The organism is Dryocola clanedunensis subsp. sulfonylureivorans (assembly GCF_016756775.1).
In the GTDB taxonomy this organism is placed as follows: domain Bacteria; phylum Pseudomonadota; class Gammaproteobacteria; order Enterobacterales; family Enterobacteriaceae; genus Dryocola; species Dryocola clanedunensis.
In genome coordinates this window covers 357,573-378,208 of sequence record NZ_JAERMU010000001.1, presented here as the reverse complement: position 1 = coordinate 378,208, position 20,636 = coordinate 357,573, and the positions used below count along the sequence as shown (strand labels likewise).

Genomic DNA, 20,636 nt, shown 5'->3' with positions numbered 1-20,636 from the left:
CCATTTTTACTTTAGTTGCCGGTTGGCATACTCAATTTGAACCCTTCACTCTGCAGCTGGTCGCGAACATTTTTGAAACGTTCATACTGGCTCAGCGTGATGGGGCCTGAATACCCTTCGCCTTGTGATTTACGCGGCGGATATTGCACGTAGGTTTTCATCAGATTAGTAATAGCTTCGTTGAATGTCACCAGCGTCCAGGTGTGCTCGGTGTAGTTGTTCATGAAGATATCATACCGTTCCTGCGGATCCTGCCAGAGGTCAAAGATCTGCGGAACGGTGGCGACATAGGACGAAGGTCCTTTCCAGCCAAGGTTGGAGTCCACTGCCAGGCCACCGGTTTGCGCACCGTTGTCACCACGCAGGTTGAACACCGCTTTGTAGTGGCCTACACGCGCAGCCCCCGGGGACAGTTCATCCTCGGTGAAGTAGAACCACTCGGTACGTGGGTCTTTACCGGTTCCGAACAGCACAGGAGTGATGTCATAACTATCGAAGATGATAGGCTGGCCCGCACGATCTTTTTCCGGAAGCTTGATGCCCGCCACAGAAGCGAAGGTTGCCATCAGATCCAGACCGCCCACGATGTCATGGTTACGGCTGTGATCCTTGATTTTACCTGGCCACCAGGCGATAGCGGGTACACGGCTGCCGCCTTCGCGATCGGTCCCTTTGGTTCCACGGAACGGGGTATAACCGGCATCCGGATAGACATCCTGCCAGGCGCCGTTATCGGTGGTCCACACCACCAGCGTGTCTTTATCAATGCCCAGCTCACGCAGTTTATCCATGATGTGGCCGACGCGGGCGTCCATTTCGACCATTGAATCAGCATATTTGCTTTTCGACATGGATTTGCCGACGAAGTCCGGGTCCGGCATATTCGGCTGGTGGTTCTTCATAAAGTTGATGCTCATGAAGAACGGCTCAGACGATTTGGCGTTGGCCTCAAGGTAGTCAAGGGAGGCTTTTTCGACGTAGCGATCATAGAACGGAATACCGACCACGCCTTCTTTGCCGTCTATCTGAGGCGTATTGACATACTGGCCGTTGATTTTGAAATCTTCATGCGCCGTTTCGCCAGCTTTGCCGGACAACGCGCCGCGGGTCACGCGTGTGAACATTTCACGCAGTTTAGGATCCATATCCGGGAACCATTTCGGATCGGCGTAGGTGTAGGCATTGAGGTGGTAGAGGCCGACATAACGCATTTCGTCATAACCCTGTGCGTTTGGCAGCGCGTAGTCCGCCTCGCCCAGGTGCCATTTCCCGGTGAAGAAGGTTTTATAGCCACCGGTTTTCAGCACGGAAGCCAGCGTCCACTCTTCTTTCGGCAGGCCGCCGCCCTGGCCCTGGAAGGCCACGGTAGTCATACCGCTACGGTTTGGAATACGTCCAGTCTGCATGGCAGCACGCCCCGGCGTACTGCTTGGTTGACCATAAAAATCAAAGAAGGTCATCCCCTCGTCGGCCATGCGGTCAAGATTAGGCGTCGGCATTCCGCGGCCTTCACCTCCGCCGTAGGCTCCAAGGTCACCGTATCCTGTATCATCAGAGACGATCAGAATGATGTTGGGCTTTTTGGTTGTGTTGCTGCTTTGCGCCTCAGCGTTCTGCTCTGCGGCATGCACGGCGCCCGTAGGCAACAGCGAGCCTGCCGCTATTGCCAGTACGCCAATACCTTTGTATTTTTTCATTTTCACCTTCTTTTCCTTGCTGATAAAACCCTGTCAGGGAGGCTTATTTAGCCTGCGTCAGAAAAATCATCAAACAGACCAAATCTTTTTAATATAGTGCAGAGATATAATATCGACATTTCTTTTACGCAAAATATTTGATTGCGGGAAGGGGGAAAGATGAATAATGCGCAGGAACTTGCCAGGGAATATACGGCACAACCTGATATGGCCTGGTTTTTCAGAATTTCAGAATTTTAAATTAAACAGGTTTGCATGCGAAAATATACTTAATATGGATGTTGGAGGGCTGGTTGATGAGGTGAACAATATTTATCAATGCCATGGCAGCATTATTAATGGCATATGCAGGTGTCTTCAGTGCCAGATTTCCGCTACCCAGCATGTGGTTTTTTTTTACCTTCACGGCCATTCATTGCCGGCCGGCCAGTTTACGACATTCCGAATATAAGCCGTAGCCAGGCTGCTCTTATAATGTATCGGCTGCTCTGTTTGTCTGTTAAGGATTAATGCTCGTTTATCTTAAAGTAATAAGTGCGTGGGATTGTTTCTGATGGTTATTATTTGTCGGTATAACACAGCCATAACAGGGCATATTTGAATTTACAGGAAATGAGCTGGCGCTGTCGAGAGTATGCAAGCAAGTATGATAAAATTGACTATTTTAAAAAGTGAAGTATTGAGGGGGGAGCTTCAGTGATATTCTTAATATAAATGGAATTTATACAATGCGTGGAGCAACCCTATGCTCCGCGGCAATCTCGCAGAGGTCGTAAAATTGTTGAAAGAATATCAGGCAGAGGCCACTGATTGCCTTTATTATGCATTCAGGCAGCAGGTTGAATTACATCCCGCGAAAAGTGCAATAAAATATAACAATATCTCTTTAACTTACTCACAATTAGATCATCTCGCGAATCGTATCGCCCACGCAATCCAGAGCACGCTTTCCAGAATACCTGCTTCTCGCACGGTTGTTATTGCCTTGCAGCGCGACCCTTACGCTATCGCCAGCATTCTTGCCACTCAAAAACTAGGTTTGACCTATGTCCCCTTCGACCCGAGCGGGCCGGATGAAAGGTTGAACTATATTATTGAGGACTGCCAGCCAGCATTAATCATTACCAGCAGAGCGGAAGCAAAAAGACAGGAGAAATGTCCCGAAATTTATATTGAGGAACTCCCCGAGGAGAAGCCGCTGGCGTGCAACCCTCTTTTTACTGATGAAGCAGAAGCTGCGTATATTATGTACACATCAGGTTCTACGGGGCAGCCCAAAGGTGTGATGGTTCCTGCGAAAGGCATATTACGCCTTGTGGTGAACGCACATCCTTTTCAATTTTCGAACGATGCCGTAGTTGCACAATGCGGAAATATTGCATTTGATGCCTCGACGTTTGAAATATGGGGGGCATTATTAAATGGTTGTACATTAGTTATTGTTCCTTACGACGTCGTTATTAATAGCCTGGAGCTGAGTCGTCTGCTTCAGCAAGAAAATATTTCTGATGCATTTTTCACCGTTGCGCTGTTTAATCAGCTGGTTACAGAAAACCCTGATGTTTTTGGCGGTCTGAAAAACGTCTTCACCGGTGGCGATGCGCTTAATCCGGCGTCCGTTCTGGCGGCGTTATCCTCCGTCTCCCCACCGGGGGCTATCTGGAACGCTTATGGGCCGACGGAAAATACGGTGATCACAACCCTGCACCGTATTCGGCTTTCTGACTGCTACCGCAGCAGCATCCCCCTTGGACAGAGTATTTCCGGCACGCAATGTTATGTGCTGGATAAGGCTCTGCATCAGGTGGCTGATGGAGAAGAAGGTGAGCTCTATACCAGCGGATTAGGGCTGGCTCTCGGTTATCTGAACAAAGCGGACAAAACGAACGAAGCGTTTATTGCCAACCCTTTTTACGAGCGGGAGCTTGAGTCCTGCTGCGAATCAGCGACTCAGACCCTTTACAAAACCGGGGATCGTGTCAGGCGGCTGGCAGACGGAAATCTCGATTTCCTTGGCCGCATGGATAATCAGATAAAAATCCGTGGCTTCCGCCTCGAACCCGGTGAGGTCGAGTTCCTGCTTTGCCAGCTGCCCGGCGTTGAGCTGGCGGTGGTACAACCGATTATCGTGGATGGTCAAAAACAGCTGGCGGCATGGTGCCAGGGCTCCGGTTCTCCTCAGCACCTGCTTGCTCAGTTCCGGGAACAGGCTCCCGCCTACATGGTTCCGGTAAGCCTGCAGCTGCTGGATAAACTGCCCATCACGGCAAACGGAAAAGTAGATAAGCGGCGGTTACCTGCTGCGGAAATTAATCACCATGACTATGAGCCCGTTCAGCCCGGCACCGAGCGCTGGCTGGAGCAAGTCTGGCAGGACATTCTTAAACTTGAAAAGGCGCCGGGACGCCAGGGCCACTTCTTCTGGTCAGGCGGGCATTCGCTGCTGGTGGTGAAACTCCGTCATGCGATATATCAACGCTGCGGCAAAGAGATTAGCCTCGCCGATCTCTTTCGTTTTCCTGTGCTGCATGAAATGGCGGCGCATATCGACCGGCAGGCGGAGGGGGAGGGCGACCTTCTTTTCCCGGTAGTGCCTGCCGGAAAGAAAATTCCTCTGTCAGAAGAGCAAAATCGTCTGTGGCTTACCTGCTGTCGGGAGCCGGACGTCGCCCACTATTCAATACCGCTGGCGTTTCGTATTGTCGGCGCGCTGGATACCCATCGCCTGCAAACCGCGCTGCGTAAACTGGGCGAGCGGCATCATAGCCTGCGTCTGCGCATCGATGAAACGCAGGGGGTGGCATGGCAGCAGGTTGTTGAGACGCCGCTGACTCTGGACACCGTATCTGTCCGTCAGGAAAGCGAGCTGGCGACGAAAATAAATGATGAGGTGGCACGCCCATTCCGCTTTGGTGACGAACCGCTGCTACGCACCACGCTTTATTACGTCAACGAGCAGCCCCGCCTGCTGCTGATCAACATTCACCACATTATTGCTGACGGCTGGTCTATGGGGATTTTCTTCCAGGAGCTGAGGGCGTTGTACGAAGGGGAAACGGGGCTGCCGGCCCTGGCGTGCCAGTATCCCGATTATTGCGCCTGGCAGCAGCAGCAGGATTTTCAGCCGAAAATTGACTGGTGGGCAGCCGCGCTGGCAGACGTTACGCCGCTGGCGCTGCCCGTTATGGGTACGCCGCAGGCCGGTAGCATCATGCGCAAGAAAGTGCTTCCTTCGCGCCTGCTAAGCCAGCTTCAGAGTACGGCGATAGCCAGCCAGAGCGGTTTGTTTAACCTCGTCTTTTCGGGGCTGGCGCTGCTGCTGTCGAGAGTTTGCCAGCAGCAGGACGTGCCCATTTGCGGTATCTGGGCCAACCGGCCGCAGCAGGCCCTCAGCGATCAGATTGGTTTCTTTGCCAACACCTTGATTCTGCGAACGCAGGTTGAAGAGCAAAACGCGTTGGGAAACTGGCTACGCGACAATCATCAGCACCTGACGCAGGGGTTCGAGCGGGGCGACGCTCCATTAGGCCAGGTGCTGGCCGCCACAGGCGTTCCCTCCGGCCCGACGCAGCATCCGCTTTGCGCCGTGCTGTTAGTGTTGCAGAACACCGAAGGGGGAGACGGCAGGGCGCTCAGCCTCAGCGGCTGTGACGTTAGCGATTATCCGCTGCCTGACGAGCAGGCGAAGTCCGATCTTCTGCTGAACGTGGTGCCGCAAACCGATGGCCAGCTGCGGCTGGAAGCGACCTTCCGCAAAGGCATCTGGTCAGAAATCTTGATGGATACCCTGCTGGACCTCTACCACGCCATTCTGGAAAAGATGACCGAAGGCTTACAGCAACCGCTTTCGGCGCTGATGACCCTCGGCGAGACGATGCGTCAGCAGCAACTACTGGCATGGAACCCTCCACGGATGCAGAAGCCACTACAGGCCATCTTGCCGCTGTTCGATCGCCAGCTCCGCCTGGCGCCAGATAAACTCGCCGTTCGCTGCCGGTCGCAAAGTCTGACTTACTCTGCACTCGATCGGCGCGCCGACCAGCTCGCCGCCGGGCTTCAGGCGCAGCGGGGGGAGCTGAAAGGAAAACGAATCGCCTTTGCTTTTGACCGCGGGATCGAGACGGTGGTGACCATGCTGGCGATCCTCAAAACTGGCGCTGCCTACGTGCCTTTCGATCCCTCGCATCCGAATGACCGGCTGTGCTACATGCTGAGCGACAGCGCGGCAGACTGCCTGATCGTTAACGGCGGCACAGCGGGGCGGCAGAACATTTGCCCTGAAATCGCGCTGGATGCTCTTTATTTGAAGAGCGCGCAAAGGCGGCCTGTTGTCCATCATGCTGACGATGAAGCCTACGTGATGTACACCTCTGGCTCGACGGGCGAACCTAAAGGCGTGAAGGTGCTCCAGCAGGGAGTCACCCGTCTGGTGGTCAATTCAGAGCCATTGCAGATAGCGGCGGATGCTGTTGTCGCTCAGGCAGGCAATATTGCGTTTGATGCTTCGACGTTTGAAATCTGGGGAGCGTTGCTCAACGGCGCGCAGATAGAAGTCATTCCTTACGAAACCGTCATCGACACTGAACAACTCCAGCGGACGCTGGCCGAGCAAGGTGTCACCGACGCCTGGTTTACGGTTGCCCTGTTCAATCAGCTCGCCGCCGACAACCCCAATGCGTTTGCCGGACTACGGAATCTGCTGATTGGCGGCGATGCGTTGTCACCCTCGCTCGTGAATGCCGTGCTCTCATCGGCTACCCCGCCTGCACAGATCTGGAACGGCTATGGCCCGACCGAGAACACCACCTTCACCACCTTGTATCCCATCAGGCGAGAAGACGGTCTGGGCGCAAGCATCCCTATTGGCAGCAGCATTTCGGGTACGACCTGTTACGTGCTGGATGCCCGGCAGCGTCTGCTACCGCCTGGCGCTATTGGCGAGCTTTACACTTCTGGAGCAGGGCTGGCAGGGGGGTATCTTAACAAAGCGGACAAAACCAGTGAGGCCTTCGTTGATAACCCGTTTTATGAGCAAACGCATCAGCAAACGCCCGCCACGCCGAAAATGTACAAAACCGGTGACCGGGTGTTGTGGAAACGCGATGGGGTGCTGGCGTTCGTGGGGCGAGGAGATAATCAGGTTAAAATCCGCGGCTACCGTCTTGAGCCGGGTGAAGTGGAACACTTGTTATGTCAGCTTGAAGGGATCAGGCAGGCCGTGGTGCTCGCCATAGAACATCAGGGGCAGAAGCAGCTTGCGGCCTGGTGCGTCAGCGAGCTTCAGGCGGCGGAAATTCTCAGCGCCTTTGCGGCCGTTGCGCCTGCTTATATGGTTCCGGCAGCGCTGCAAACGGTCAACAAAATCCCGCTAACGGCAAACGGCAAAGTCGATAAAGCACAGCTTCCGGCTATCGATTTTGCGGCCGCGATTAAAGAGGGGACGCCACCCGAGGGCGAAACTGAGCAGCAGCTGGCGCTTATCTGGCAACAGCTGCTGAAAACAGACCGCCCCTGCGCGCGGGAGGATAATTTCTTCACTATCGGCGGTCATTCCCTGCTGGTGATCAAAATGACAGATCTTATCCAGAAAAGGATGGGGAAATCTGTCCCGGTCGCCGCGGTTTTCCGCAGCCGTTCACTGGCGGAGCTGGCGGCAAACCTCGAAGGAAATATGAAGGACAACGAGGAAGAAGAGGCGCAGCTGATTGCCCGTGACGTCGCGCCGCTGGCAATGACCTGTCTGAGCGCCGGTAGCAGGCAGTTTGAAAAGATCCTGCTGACCGGCGCAAGCGGCTTCCTTGGCATTCATCTGCTGGCAGAGCTACAGCGTCAGCGGCCTGAAGCCATTATCCACTGTCTTGTCAGAGGGAAGGATGGGCTGCAACGGCTGCTTGAGGCCGCTGATTTGTACCAGCTGAGCCTCGATACGTCGCGAATTAGCGCGCTGTGCGGCGACCTTGATGCGCCTTGTTTTGGTATGAACGGCGTCGTGTGGGAAGCCTTAGGGGAAAGTATCGATGCGATTTACCACTGCGGGGCATGGGTTAACCACTTACACAGTTACACCACTTTGCGTGCCGCCAATGTAGAGAGCACCCGCCGGCTGCTGGAACTTTGTACATTCGGACGCCCAAAGCATTTCTTCTACGTCTCCACGCTTTCAGCAGCAGCAGCCGAGGGCACGTGCATTCTGGAAAGAGCGCTTGCGGCTGCGCCTCCGGTGGCAAATGGCTACGTGCAGGGGAAATGGGCCAGTGAGCAGCTGGTGAAGCAGGCCTTTGACAGCGGGCTGCACGGCGCTATTTTCCGCATGGGCAACATCACCGGTTCCGTCCGCAACGGGATCTCGAATGTGGAAACCAACCACACGCTGAACCTGATTAAGGGCTGCCTGCAAATGGGCGTGGCGCCGGAGTGGAAAAACTACGAGCTGGATATCAGCCCCGTGGACTGCCTGGCGAGCCTGCTGGTGGGTGAAAGCCTGCTGGGGGAGCATGACCAACAGGCCATTAATCTGGGCTATCTCTCCGCCGTGCCGTGGAAGAAACTGTTGTCAACCATTGCAGGCGGCGAGCAGGCAATCCGCTTCGTCAGCGGAGAGGTTTGGGCGCAAGAGTGGGTGCCCGGCGTGGACAGCGACAATGCGCTTTATCCCTTTAAGTCCTTTTATCTCGAGGCGAAAACTTACCCACGCATGCAGATTGAACACGCGCTGGTGGCCGAGAAATTTGGGGCTATAGACGCAGAGCAGCTGATCGCCAGATACCGGAAGTACTGGTTCGGGTGCGGTTTTTTAACGCCTGAGACGCTGGCATCTTCGGAGGCGTAACGCCTCTTTCTCTTTCAAACTGGCCCGAGCTGGCCCGAACGGGCCAGTATTGACAGGCGTGCGATGACAAATTTTATTCAACCATTATTCCCCATTTCGCTGCGGTTGCTGCCGGTCGCCGTTGCACGCTGCGCTTTTCAGCTCGCGCACTACGATGACAACCTTTTTGATTTTTATGGCATCACTTTCCCTGACGCGTTGCGCCATGCCGCAAAGTCACGCCGGGCTGAATATCTGGCGGGACGCTGGCTGGCTCAGCAGCAGCTACTTAAAAACGGCTGCGGCAAAGCGCCTTTATTGGCTAACGAACAAGGCGTTCCGCTCTGGCCGCCGGGCGTATATGGATCTATCAGCCATACGGATAAGATCGCACTCTGCGCCACAGTCGCCTCGCCAGTGGCGGCGAGCATCGGCATCGACGTTGAAAACCTGATTGCCCCGGAAGAGGCGGAGGTTTTACATCCGGCCATCCTCGACGCCGAAGAATATCGATATTTAAAGGGCTTGCCGCTGGCTTTTCATGCCGCGCTAACCCTGGCGTTTTCGGCAAAGGAGAGCGTGTACAAGGCATTATCCCGTCGCCACCCCATGCGAGATTTTCACGGCATCAGGCTCGTAGCTCTGTCATCTGAGCTAAGGCAATTTTATTGTCAGGTTGCGGGGGGCGTCTGGCGCGGGGAGTATCTGTTTGAAAAGGGATGCGTATACACAGCGCTCTACGCCAGTCCAGCCAGCCAAAGGGAATAGGTTTTGTTGCCGTCCATGGCCTGGTGGTTAAACGGTAAATCCGTGCCCCGTATATTCTTTTGCTTTGTCAGGAGAATCTCTTTTGAATATTAGCGGATCAGCGATGCTGCCCCGCAATATTTGCCGCCACTGTCATAATGCTGGCCGGAGGCTGACGCTGTCGTATTTGCTCCGCCATATAGCGCATATAAGGATCCATATGGCTGAACATGGCCTTATACCCTGCGCAAAGATGGTTATGCCAGCGCTCTCCCGTTTTATGGATACGATGTTTTGGGCAGCCCCCATGACAGGCAAAACGCCATTCACAACGTTCGCACTCGCCTGACACCTTGTTTTTAGCCAGCCCGAACTTTCGCTGCTGTTTGCTGTTGGCCATTTTTTCCAGGCTGTCGCGACGAAGATTACCCAGTTTATGCTCCGGGTAGACATAATGGTCACAGCTGTAAACGTCCCCGTTTTGCTCAACAACCAGCCCGAAACCGCAGGATGACTGCATCACACACAGCGAGGGTTTCTCACCGAGCCAGGCGGCAAGCGCGCTGTCGAACAGCTGGATATAGACCCGGCCAACATCATGACGAACCCATTCATCGAATACGGTGTTAATAAAAGCTCCCCATTGTTCGCCGGATACCGACCATTCAGTGACAGAACTTCCCGACAGCGACTGGGGATAAAGCAGCTCGCCATATTTTTCGTTCAGGGGCCTTTGCTCAACCGCAGGAATGAACTGGACATATTCCGCGCCCAGTTCACGTGTCAGAAACTGATAAATTTCAAGCGGGTGTTCTGCGGTCACGTTGTTGACGACCGTTAAAACATTCACCTCCACCCGATGCTGCTTCAGCAGCGTCATTGCTCGTACCACTTTGTCGAAGACGGACTGTTGGCTACGGGTTTTACGATAGCGGTCATGCAGCCATGACGGCCCATCAATGGACAGCCCCACCAGAAAGTTATGTTTCGCAAGAAAAGCGGCCCACGCCTCATCGATCAGTACACCGTTGGTCTGAATACTGTTGCTTATACGTTTGCCCTGAGCGTGTTTGTGCTGGAACTGCAGAGCCTTTTCATAGAACGCCAGACCCGCGAGAGTCGGTTCACCGCCTTGCCAGGTAAATTCAATTTCCTGCCCCGGATTTGCTGCAATGTACTGGCGCACATAGCTCTCAAGCGTGGCGTCATCCATATGTCTTTCGGCTTTCCGGGGTTTCAACGTGCCCTGGTCTTTTTCCAGATAGAAACAGTAGTCACAGGCTATGTTGCATTGGTAGCTGACCGGTTTGGCCATCAGATGAAAGGGTCGCTTCATACTCCCTCCAGGGTATACACCTGTTAAGTTTAGTGACATTGCTCACTTTTTTATCACTGCGTTTTGACATTGAGCGCAAAGGATCGAAACATAGTTTTCGTTGATTTGACTATAACATGAAATATAAACTTCATAACACCAACATCAGGGGCTTGTATGAGCAAATTATTTGCCGGAGCACAAAATCTGGGAAAATCTTTTATGCTACCGATTGCTGTCCTGCCAGCAGCCGGTTTGCTGCTGGGATTTGGCGGCGTATTCACTAATCCGGTCACCATATCAACTTATCCTGTACTGGATAACCATACGGTTCAGGCCATCTTTACCGTGATGAAGCTTTGCGGCAGCGTGGTTTTTGACAACCTGGCGCTGTTGTTTGCGGTGGGGATTGCCGTTGGCATGGCACGCAGCGACAAGGGAACGGCGGGGCTTGCCGCCGTGCTGTGCTTTATCGTGATGAATAAAGCGATCAATGCTTCATTACTGCTTTCAGGTGAGCTGGCAACCGAAAATCTTGCCGCTGCCGGGCAGGCCAGCGTCATGGGTATCACCACATTACAAACCGGGGTGATGGGGGGCATCATGAGCGGCCTGCTGGCATTCTGGGTGCATAAACGATTTGGTAAAACGGAATTGCCGAACCTGCTGGCTTTCTTTAGCGGGTCCCGTTTCGTGCCGATTGTCAGCTCCTTTTTTGCCATTTTCCTCGGCGTGGCGCTGTTCTGGGTATGGCCGCATATTCAGGCTGGCATCACGCATCTGGGCGGGCTGGTCGAAAGTACGGGTTATATCGGCACCTTCGTCTACGGCATGATCCTGAAATGCCTTATCCCGCTTGGTCTGCATCATCTCTTCTACCTGCCATTCTGGCTGACCAGCGTAGGGGGAGAAGCCGTCGTTAACGGGCATCTGGTCCAGGGGACGCAGAAAATTTTCTTTGCCCAGCTCGCGGATCCTTCCGTGACTCAGTACTACATCGGCGTGTCACGTTTTATGGCGGGTCGCTTCGCTGACTTTATGTTTGGTCTGCCTGGTGCCGCGCTGGCTATTTATCATTCAGCTCGTCCTGAAAACCGCAAAAAAGTGGCCAGCCTGATGCTGTCCGCAGCGCTGACCGCCTTTGTCACCGGAATTACCGAGCCGCTGGAGTTTGCCTTCATGTTTTGCGCGCCGCTGTTGTACGGCGTGCATATCGTCTTGACCGGCGTGGCCTTCATGATGACCCATATCCTGCAAATCACCGTTGGGCAGACTTTCTCCGGTGGCCTTATCGACTTCCTGTTATTCGGCGTGCTTCAGGGCAATGCCAAAACTAACTGGGTGTTGATGCTGCCGCTGGGCGTGGTGATGTTCTGTCTGTACTACTTCTCTTTCCGTTCCCTGATCAAATGGCGCCAGCTAAAAACGCCGGGGCGTGAAGATGAAAACGATGACGCCCCCGTAGAGAACACGCTGGTTGGAAATGAACGTGCCGCAGGCATCGTTGAAGCCCTGGGGGGAACGAACAATATTGTCGACGTGGACTGCTGCGCCACCCGCCTGCGCATCACGGTTAAAAATCCTCTGAATGTCAAAATAGATGATTTCAAACAGCTCGGCAGCCGTGGTGCATTTATCCGCGGGGAGGGGGTTCAGGTGGTCTACGGTCCCCATGTCACACTGATCAAAAACGAAGTTGAAGAATTTATCGGTTCATAAAGAAGAGACGTCTTATGAAAGCAGTCATGCTGATGTTTGATACGCTGACGCGTAACCATCTCGCCCCTTATGGAGGCGATGCCATTACCCCAAACTTTACCCGACTGGCAGAGGAGTCGGCGCAGTTTGATCGTTTCTATGTCGGCAGCATGCCCTGCATGCCCGCTCGTCGTGAGCTGCATACCGGGCGTTACAACTTCCTGCACCGCAGCTGGGGACCGCTGGAGCCGTTTGATTTTTCTACGTTTCAGGCACTGAAACAGGCGGGTGTGCATACCCATATGGTCACTGACCATAAACATTACTGGCGTGATGGCGGGGCTACCTATCACACCCGCTATTCCACCTTTGAGTTCATCCGGGGCCAGGAAGGGGACTGCTGGAAAGGGCAGGTGGAGAAACCCACCATCAACTGGCAGGGCATGGAGGATGCGGAAACTCTGCGTCGGCGCAGTGGACGAATGACTCAGGACCTGATTAATCGTGCTGCAATGCCGACCCAGGAAGAGCATTTCACACACCGCACCATCAGCGCCGGCATGGAGTTTCTGGAAACCAACCAGCATCAGGACAACTGGTTCCTGCAAATCGAATGTTTCGATCCTCATGAGCCTTTCTTTGTCCCGGAAAAATATCTGGCACAGTACGGTTGTCAGCCCGGTGAGTTTGACGGCTGGGTGCCGTACTACTGTGGCGCGCCAGGGGGAAAGGATGACGATAAGGTGCGGAAGTTTTACCAGGCGCTGATCACCATGTGTGATGACTATCTGGGCCAGGTGATGGACAAGCTCAAAGCCCTCAACCTCTGGGAAGATACCCTGTTTATCGTCTGTACGGATCACGGTTTCCTGCTGGGCGAGCACCAGTGGTGGGGCAAAAACATCATGCCGGTGTATAACGAGATTGCCAACACGCCGTTCTTTATCCGCGATCCGCGCAGTAAGGCAGAAGGTGTGCGTCGCCGTGCTCTGGCACAGACGGTCGATATTCCGGCAACTCTGCTGGAGTACTTTGATATTCCTCGCCCACCGTCCATGACCGGGAAACCCTTACGGGCCGCAGTGGAGAATGACACCCCGGTACGGGAACACGCATTGTTCGGCTACTTTGGGGGACACATCAATGTGACCGACGGCGACTATGTTTACATGCGCTGCCCACGTGATGAAAGCAAAAGCAATCTGTATGAATACACCCTGATGCCTACCCGTATTGACAGCATGTTTAAGGTCAGCGAGCTTCAGGACATTCGTATCCATCCGGGGTTTGATTTCACTCAGGGAGCACAGGTCATGCAGATCCCGGCCGCGTTCGGTTATCTCAACCCGTGGCGTTTTGGCGACAAACTCTTTGATCTGCATTCAGATCCCCAGCAGATGCAAGCCCTGCATGATGGTGAGCGTGCGTATCGTTATGCACAGGCCATCAAAAGCATGATGCAGGTGCATGATGCCCCACCTGAACTTTACGCTCGCTTTGAGCTGGATGAGCTGTCGCCTGAACGCGAGCAGGCTTTTGTTGAGCGCTGGTCCAGCCTGACGCTGCCGGAAGGGCTTGATTATCAGTGTGAACACCATGGTGTCGAAGAAGCGATGCGCTTTGTCGTCAGCGCCGCCGCGGAGCAGGGCATTACGCTGGCCGCGCTGCAACAGCATTTTCCGTCGGGGCATCTGCTCACTGAGAACGATATTTTCACCCTGATTGACCGCTGCTTTACAGGTGACAAACATAAAGCGCTGGTTTACCAGGCTCGTCTATTGCTGAGAACGGAATAAGGCTTATGGCAAGTCACGTTTGGCATCTGGAAAACTGCCGCTTCAGGGTAACGGTACAGGCTCAGGGCGGCGAATTATGCAGCCTGTGGGACAAGGCTATCGGCACAGAGTGGATGTGGCAGCCGCAGGAGGGGGTCTGGAATAACTCTGCCACGCAGCTGTTTCCCGTTGTTGGCCGTCTGATCCATGACGGTATCTGGCAAGGGGCGCAGTTTTACCCGTTGCCGGCACACGGTTTTCTTCGTCAGCAGACGTTTTGCTGTCTTGAACACTCGGCAAACTGCCTGACTGTGGAAGCGACTGCCAGCGAAGCAACATTTGCAGTCTGGCCCTGGCACTGGCGAGTCACGCTTCATGTCGAACTGACGGATGATGGCCTGCTGTTCAGTCAGGAGGTGACGAATGAAGACGATACCCCGTTCTGGTTTTCCATTGGCTGGCATCCGGGGTTTGCGTTGCCGCTGTCATCAGAGCAAGGCTGGCAGGTACGTTTTGCAGGGGACGGCGTCAAAGGCCCTCTGCCCACACGTCAGCGTACTCTCACCGTCGCTGAAAACCTGCCATCACGGGACGCTTTTCTTCTGCAAACCGACAGCTTCACGGACGGTGCGGTCTATTTTGCTGATAGTCGGGAGCAATTTATCCAGGTTTGCTCGTCGGACGGAAAAACCGTACTGAGCATGGAGACCACCGTGCAGGAATGGCTGGCGCTCTGGGGCGTGCCGGGCGCCGATCTGTTGTGCATTGAGCCGCTGGCAGGCACGACGGATGCGCCGGACTTTGATGGTCAGGCTGGTCATAAACGCGGAATGCGGCAGCTTGCCCCCGGAGAAAGCCAGGTGTTCAGCGTCAGGCTGCGGTTTCCGGTAGACGTATGAGGCGCAGCTAGCCAGAATACGCGCAGTGTTGTCATCCAGGAGCAGAAACGTCATGAGTGTGAACCGGGAAAATGTCAGGGTCTATATCAGCAACATTATCGGCGGGCTGGGCGAAACCGATCGTCACATTGCAGAATTCGTCCTGCAAAGCCCCGCGCAGGTTGCGCAGATGCCGGTCAGCAAGCTGGCAGAGGCGGTTCAGCTGAGTGAAGCGACCATCGTGCGTTTTTGTAAGAAAATTGGCTACGCCGGTTTGCTGGATCTGAAAGCGGCCCTCAAACGTGAGCTGCTGGAAGAGAGCGATCAGCATTTGCCGTCGTCACCCGATATTTTCCTCAATGACAGCCGCAACGATGTGGCACAGAAAATTGCTCTGACTGTCGACACGACGATGAAGGAAACCATCGGCTTGCTCGATATGAACGTCATCCATCCGGTGGTGGACCGTTTTTTAACGGCTAACCGGGTGCTATTTGTGGGATTCGGGGCGTCAGGGTTATCGGCAATGGAAGCGCGCGACAAGATGAACCGCCAGGGCATTGACTCGGAGGCTTATACCGACCGCTTCACCATGACGCTGAAGCTCGCAAATCTAAAACCAGAAGATTTGGTCGTCGCATTTTCCCACTCCGGTGAGACGCCAGAGGTGGTGAACGCATTCATCCTTGCGAAGAAGGCTGGGGCGGGATGTCTGGCCATCACCCACAGTCCAAATTCGCCGCTTACCGAGCTGGCAGACACTTTTTTGCTCACCTGCGGCAGCGCCGGCCCTTATCAGGGGGATTCTATCGCAACGCGTATTTCGCAGCTGTTCATGATTGAGTTTTTATGTACTGAAATCACCCGGCATAATTTACGTGACAGTGCTTCCACAGGGCTGTCGATTAAAGAGTTACTGATAAAAGAAAGGATCAAACGTGAGTCATCAGGATAATGTCCACTCACCGTCGCCCCGCGGAAAATGGTGGCTGGCCGGGAAAACGCCGGATTACCGTTTTACGCTTGCTAACGAACGTACTTTTCTGGCCTGGATACGTACCGCGCTGGCCCTGATGGCAGGAGCGGTCGGCATTGACCAGTTTTCCCCCGATCTGTCATCGCCGGAACTCAGAATGACACTGGCGCTGCTGTTACTCACCGCAGCCGCATCTATGGGATTTCTGGCCTGGCGTCGCTGGCGTAAAAGTGAATACGCCATGCGAATGGATAGCGATCTGCCCTATACCCGAGCGGTGTTATTATTGGGTGGATTTATCATCGTGCTGGCCCTTCTGCTGGGTGTTTTACTCTGGCAGGGACAGCCATGAGTGACCGGGACCCCGGATTGCAACCTGAGCGCACGGCGTTATCCTGGCGGCGCACAGCATGGTCAATGTTAATCCCCACAATATTATGTCTGCGCGGGTGGTTTCATTCTGGCGAGTGGCTTTATCTTGTTTGCGCAGGTTCACTGCTGACGGGAATACTGGCGACGTTATTTAATCAGCGCAGTAGCAAGCACGCGACCTTAGCTCTGATTGTGATCGTTTCTGCGGCGATGCTGATGGTTGTTACCGTGAAAAAATAGAGTCTGATGCAGTGAGGGGGCGCGTTTAAAATACTCGCGAATGCTCAACTGCTCGTCCCAGCCTGTGTTGAACGCTAGTTTCTTGCGCTAAATCGCAAAAGCAAAAAGCCCGCTTAAGTTTCCTTAAGCGGGCTTTTCTAATTTGGCTCTTGTCAGCAGATAAAAACATCTACCTAACACATTGCGTATTTTTTGCTCCCTTTCCTGTTAAATCCTTGCGATAGTTATGGACTCTATGGACAGGAGAGGCATATGAAATACCAGGGAGCGTTGCTGCTGGTCGCCACATTTTTGCTTAGCGGCTGCGACAAACCGGCGAAGGCTGAAAACACGGTCAGCGGCGGTGGGGGAGCCATTGAGGCTATCAACCATACCAGCTGGGCTATAAACCATTTCAGCGTCGACGGGGTGAATGCCCTCGATGTGATTGGCCCGTATCAGGGGGGCGGCGGTGGCGGGAGCTACGCAGCCCCAGCCGTCTGGAAGCCGGGGCTGACGGTGCGGGTGGACTGGGAAACCGGGGTGGCTTTTGCCAGTGATGTGCCGGAAATACCCGAGCCCGAGCGGCCAGATACTAAAGGTATGAACGAAAAAGACTATTATCAAGCGTGGGAAGCTTATGCAGAGGAGCGTCGTGCATGGCGGAAAAAGATAAAAGCATTCAGCAAAGAACATTCCCGCACTGTGCCGGTGCCGGACTATACCGGACAAAAGACCTGCGGCATCACCGTGCATTTCCTGCCCTGCGACCAGATAAAGGTCACCACCAGCTGTGCCGATTACGGCAGCCCTGACTATCCGGTGAAAGATCCCGTGAACATGGAGAAACCTGCCGTATGTCCGAAATAAATCCTGACCTCGCCTGGGTTAACAACGTTTAAAGAAGTGGATGACATTAAACATGGCTAACAGGGAGAAGCGTATGAAATATTCGGGAACATTGCTGCTGGTCGCCACATTTTTGCTTAGTGGCTGCGACAAACCGGCGAAGGCTGAAAACACGGTCAGCGGCGGCGGAGCCATTGAGGCCATCAACCACACCAGCTGGGCTATAAACCATTTCAGCGTCAACGGGGTGAATGCCCTGGATGTGATTGGCCCGTATCAGGGAGGCGGCGGTGGCGGGAGCTATGCAGCCCCAGCCGTCTGGAAGCCGGGGCTGACGGTGCGGGTGGACTGGGAAACCGGGGTGGCTTTTGCCAGTGATGTGCCGGAAATACCCGAGCCCGAGCGGCCAGACCTGAGTAATCTGGACAGTAAATCTGCTTATATAAAAGCGGAGCAGTACTTCAAAGAACATGAGTTATGGTATGAGAAAGTCAAAGCATTTAGCAAAGAGCATTCCCGCATTGTGCCGGTGCCGGACTATACCGGACAAAAGACCTGCGGCATCACCGTGCATTTCCTGCCCTGCGACCAGATAAAGGTCACCACCAGCTGTGCCGACTACGGCAGCCCTGACTATCCGGTGAAAGATCCCGTGAACATGGAGAAACCTGCCGTATGTCCGAAATAAATCCTGACCTCGCCTGGTATCCGTCTGAGTTTCCAGGCCAGGGTAAACTACCTTCACGCGCTGCACTGATTGGCCAGAACTGTAAGAAACAGGATAGCCAGGAGCGGGCCTACCACGATGAGCTGTGCCTCGCCGCCGGCCGTCGCGTCGCCCCTCCTTGCTGCAAGACACTGCACATCAGCCTGTTCTTCGACGGTACCGGCAACAACCTGAACGAGGACCTGTACAACGCCCACCCGAAGCATCCGACTAATATCGCCCGCCTGTTCCGCGCCACCATCGGCCAGGGCTATGCGGCGGGGACCGGCGCAAATAACGTTACGCTGGTAGACCTCGACGGCTCCGCCGGGAACAAATACTACAAGTACTATATCCCCGGCGTCGGCACGCCGTTCCCGGAAATTATGGATCTGGATTTCAGCCAGGAGGGGCTGGCCTTCGCCAGCGGCGGAGAGGGACGCATCAACTGGGGGCTGCTGCGTCTGATTGACGCTCTGCGCCGCACGCTGGGAAAAGGGAAGCTCTCTGATGATGACAACTGGTGGTCCATCCAGGCAATGGCCACCAGCGCCGCTGAGCCGGCCATCATCGGCCGGTATCGCCGCAGGGAAGAGTTTCAGCGGCTGCTGAACGGCCTGGGGCATGAACTGAAACTGGCGCTGGAGCAGCCGGAGCCCGGTAAACCGAAGCTGGTGGGCATAAAGCTGTATGTTTACGGTTTCTCCCGGGGGGCGGCGTCCGCCCGGGCTTTTGTTAACTGGCTGAGCGAGCTGATGCCGGAGCCGAAAAAGCAGGGGGAGCCACGTCCGCAGTGCCTGTCTTCATCCGCGGGCGATATTCCACTCAGCGTTGAGTTTCTGGGTCTGCTGGATACGGTGGCCTCGGTTGGCGTGGCCCATCTGGCGCCGGTTGCCGAAGGTCATATGAGCTGGGCTGACGGCACCATGGCGCTGCCGGACAGCGGCCTGGTCAGGCGCTGCGTGCATCTGGTCTCTGCGCACGAGCAGCGCCTGTGCTTCCCGCTGGACTCCCTCTGTCGCGCGGACGGGCGTTATCCGGCCAACAGCGTTGAGGTGGTATACCCAGGAGTGCATTCGGACATAGGCGGCGGTTATCCACCGGGCGATCAGGGAAAAGCATGCGGAGCTGTTGACGATTTTTTGTTATCCCAGATCCCGCTAAATGAGATGTATGCTGCGGCTTTTGAAACGGGGGCACCGCTAAAAGTCCCAGGCGCATCTTTGCCCAATGTTTTGAGGAAGGATGCCTGGCGTGTCATGCCGGAAGCCGTCATGGATGAGTTCTCTGTAGATCCAATACTCGTTCAGTGTTTTAACAGCTGGCGAACACTGACCATGGGTCTTAAAGCGTTTAATGGGGACATCAGTGACGAACAGGCCGCGCAGTTCACCCCGGTCCGCGCGCCAGTGAGCGTCGTTCATGCTCTTGAAAACCAGGTGGGCTGGCTAACCGCCTGGCGGATCAATCGCTATGCCGGCGGCAGCTACCGGACACAGCCCTTTTATACGGCTGCCGCTGCCAGCAATCTTAATGAGGATAACGATCCGGGGATCAGAATGCGGCGTGAAAGAGAGCACGATAAGGCCCGGAAAGGCGTAGAAAAGATGCGCCGCGATATGCTGGCGGCCCGCCCGCGAAACGCCGGGTTTACGCTGTTGCCGGCCGGCCCAAAAGATTTTGACGCAGCCCTGGGGCAGAATCAGCTCCTTCAGGCGGCTACCGAATTTCGGGAAGACTACCAGGGGGTGCCGAGGACGCAGGCTAAAAGTACCACCTATGCGGTGCTGGATTACTTTAAGGGCTTTGTCTATGCATTCAATCAGGACAATGTGCCCGTGGAATTTAAGCGCATTAAACAAGACGGCGAGTTGCGGCTGAGTACGCTATTTCCCGTGAAAGGGAGCGCTGATGAGATGGCCTGCCAGGTTGTTGCCCTGTTTGACGACCAGGTTCATGACTCCCGCGCCTGGTTTATGCACAACGCCCTTGGCGCGCGTGAGCCATGGGGGAGTTATTTCCTGTACCGGATGGTTTACTTTGGCGAGGAGATGAGCAAGAAGGTCAAACCGCTTGCCATGCTGGGCTATGTCGCCGGGCTGGGCTATCCCATGCCGGTTGAGGATGTGCGATTCATCATCAGCACGCTTGATAACGAGCGGCCCCTGGCCACCACCTCTGCCGACGGACAGATCATTACCGTGACGCATGGGGACAACGACCAGACGGTGCTGCAGGGCAGGGAGCAACAAATTACGTGCGTACAGCATCCTGGGGCCATCGAGGCTGAATGCCTGAACAACCAGCAGCAGGATCGGATACGTCAGCAGCAGGCGCTGAAGGAGAAGTTAGCGCATGCCTTTTCACTGTGGGAGTAATGCAGGTGTCTGATGGCGCGCCCGGCGTTTAGCGGCCATCGCAAAAGCAAAGAGCCCGCTTAAGTTCCCTTAAGCGGGCTTTCAGACGGATGACAAACCTAAAGCGAATGCGTTTCGCAAAGATCTCACCGAATAAATAACAAGGAAAATCAATTCATTGATTTTCGCCTGCTTATCACAACGAAGGGAAAACCACGCTTTTTCCTTCTTTGTCAGCA

General features: G+C 54.6%; 13 protein-coding genes. 11 read left to right on the top strand and 2 right to left on the bottom strand.

Going from position 1 to position 20,636, the window contains the following annotated elements; genetic code table 11:
- Window positions 1-11: 11 nt before the first annotated feature.
- Window positions 12-1,697: an arylsulfatase gene (locus HYQ67_RS01745; protein ID WP_202301003.1), complete on the bottom strand. Its 1,686-nt coding sequence runs from the start codon at window positions 1,695-1,697 to the stop codon at window positions 12-14.
- A 745-nt stretch (window positions 1,698-2,442) separates the two neighbouring features.
- Here HYQ67_RS01745 and HYQ67_RS01740 point away from each other — a divergent pair.
- Together HYQ67_RS01740 and HYQ67_RS01735 are read left to right on the top strand one after the other, a co-directional pair.
- Entirely contained in the window at window positions 2,443-8,526 is a 6,084-nt protein-coding gene (locus tag HYQ67_RS01740) for a non-ribosomal peptide synthetase (protein ID WP_202301001.1), read from the top strand.
- A gap of 63 nt (window positions 8,527-8,589) precedes the next feature.
- Window positions 8,590-9,273, top strand: a complete 684-nt coding sequence (locus HYQ67_RS01735; RefSeq protein WP_202300999.1) for a 4'-phosphopantetheinyl transferase family protein — start codon at window positions 8,590-8,592, stop codon at window positions 9,271-9,273.
- Window positions 9,274-9,370: 97 nt separating this feature from the next.
- On the opposite strand, the gene HYQ67_RS01730 is transcribed toward HYQ67_RS01735, so the two are convergent.
- Window positions 9,371-10,588, bottom strand: a complete 1,218-nt coding sequence (locus tag HYQ67_RS01730) for an anaerobic sulfatase maturase (protein WP_202300997.1) — start codon at window positions 10,586-10,588, stop codon at window positions 9,371-9,373.
- A gap of 156 nt (window positions 10,589-10,744) precedes the next feature.
- Here HYQ67_RS01730 and HYQ67_RS01725 point away from each other — a divergent pair, with 156 nt between their 5' ends.
- The 9 genes from HYQ67_RS01725 to HYQ67_RS01685 all read left to right on the top strand — a co-directional run bounded on the left by HYQ67_RS01725 (window position 10,745) and on the right by HYQ67_RS01685 (window position 20,418).
- The gene (locus HYQ67_RS01725; protein ID WP_202300995.1) at window positions 10,745-12,286 is read left to right on the top strand and encodes a PTS transporter subunit EIIC; all 1,542 of its coding nucleotides are present in this window, start codon (window positions 10,745-10,747) and stop codon (window positions 12,284-12,286) included.
- Window positions 12,287-12,300: 14 nt separating this feature from the next.
- Window positions 12,301-14,061, top strand: coding sequence for a sulfatase (locus HYQ67_RS01720; protein WP_202300994.1), 1,761 nt, complete (start codon window positions 12,301-12,303; stop codon window positions 14,059-14,061).
- Window positions 14,062-14,066: 5 nt separating this feature from the next.
- Complete coding sequence (locus HYQ67_RS01715; RefSeq protein WP_202300992.1) at window positions 14,067-14,939, top strand: aldose epimerase family protein; 873 nt, start codon at window positions 14,067-14,069, stop codon at window positions 14,937-14,939.
- Between the two features lie 52 nt (window positions 14,940-14,991).
- On the top strand, window positions 14,992-15,873 hold the full coding sequence (locus HYQ67_RS01710) for a MurR/RpiR family transcriptional regulator (protein ID WP_202300990.1): 882 nt from the start codon (window positions 14,992-14,994) through the stop codon (window positions 15,871-15,873).
- Window positions 15,857-16,246, top strand: coding sequence for a DUF202 domain-containing protein (locus tag HYQ67_RS01705; protein WP_202300988.1), 390 nt, complete (start codon window positions 15,857-15,859; stop codon window positions 16,244-16,246). Before HYQ67_RS01710 ends, HYQ67_RS01705 begins: the two co-directional genes overlap by 17 nt.
- Window positions 16,243-16,506 (top strand): DUF202 domain-containing protein, encoded by a 264-nt coding sequence (locus HYQ67_RS01700; protein ID WP_202300986.1) that lies wholly within the window; start codon window positions 16,243-16,245, stop codon window positions 16,504-16,506. The genes HYQ67_RS01705 and HYQ67_RS01700 overlap by 4 nt, the downstream gene beginning before the upstream one ends.
- A gap of 252 nt (window positions 16,507-16,758) precedes the next feature.
- Entirely contained in the window at window positions 16,759-17,355 is a 597-nt protein-coding gene (gene tli1a, locus HYQ67_RS01695; RefSeq protein WP_202300984.1) for a Tli1a family immunity protein, read from the top strand.
- A gap of 73 nt (window positions 17,356-17,428) precedes the next feature.
- Window positions 17,429-18,022: a Tli1a family immunity protein gene (gene tli1a, locus HYQ67_RS01690; protein ID WP_202300982.1), complete on the top strand. Its 594-nt coding sequence runs from the start codon at window positions 17,429-17,431 to the stop codon at window positions 18,020-18,022.
- On the top strand, window positions 18,010-20,418 hold the full coding sequence (locus HYQ67_RS01685) for a T6SS phospholipase effector Tle1-like catalytic domain-containing protein (RefSeq protein WP_202300980.1): 2,409 nt from the start codon (window positions 18,010-18,012) through the stop codon (window positions 20,416-20,418). Before tli1a (HYQ67_RS01690) ends, HYQ67_RS01685 begins: the two co-directional genes overlap by 13 nt.
- Window positions 20,419-20,636: the final 218 nt, after the last annotated feature.